1 pseudogene and 1 other annotated feature are annotated in these 641 nt (G+C 58.7%); the pseudogene reads right to left on the bottom strand.

Going from position 1 to position 641, the window contains the following annotated elements:
• Window positions 1-641: pseudogene (locus tag E5201_RS10880) on the bottom strand (IS3 family transposase); the annotation flags it as partial.
• Window positions 462-578: a sequence feature (AL1L pseudoknot), on the bottom strand. Its footprint overlaps the pseudogene before it by 117 nt.

The following is a 641-nucleotide window of genomic DNA, read 5'->3' as shown; positions in this document are numbered from 1 at the left end:
AGGGCATCAAGGACAAAGCCCGCATGTGCAGAGGGGCTTGCTCGCCAACCGACGATGCGGCGGGCGAAGGCATCAATCACGAAGGCCACGTAAACAAAGCCCTGCCAGGTGGCCACATAGGTGAAATCAGATAACCACAGCCTGTTCGGTGCGGATGCGAAGAAGTGCCGGTTCACCCGGTCAAGCGGGCAATGCGCAGTTTTATCCGACAACGTGGTTTTGACCGGCTTGCCACGAATGATACCTTGAAGCCCCATCGCCCTCATAAGCCGCGCGACAGTGCAACGGGCAATGTCGTAGCCTTCTCGCTGCAACTGTCGCCAGACCTTGCGCACGCCATAGACCTGGAAGTTCTCGTTAAATACCCGGCGTATCTCGACCTTCATGGTCATGTCGCGTCGAGCGCGGGCCGATAGACGGCTCACGTCTTTGCGCCTGGCGATGGCCTCATAATAGGTAGACGGGGCAATCGGCAGTAGCCTGCAGATCGGCTCGACCCCGAACACCGGGCGGGTTTCGTCGATAAAGGAAATCATCGCTTCAGTGGGCGGTCGAGCTCCGCCATCGCAAAATAGGCTGATGCTTTGCGCAGAATCTCATTCGCCTGACGTAGCTCGCGGTTCTCCCGCTCCAGCGCCTTC

The sequence above is a fragment of the Asticcacaulis tiandongensis genome (genome assembly GCF_006475605.1).
GTDB classification, from domain to species: Bacteria; Pseudomonadota; Alphaproteobacteria; order Caulobacterales; family Caulobacteraceae; genus Asticcacaulis; species Asticcacaulis tiandongensis.
This window is presented reverse-complemented; position numbering and strand designations above follow the sequence as displayed.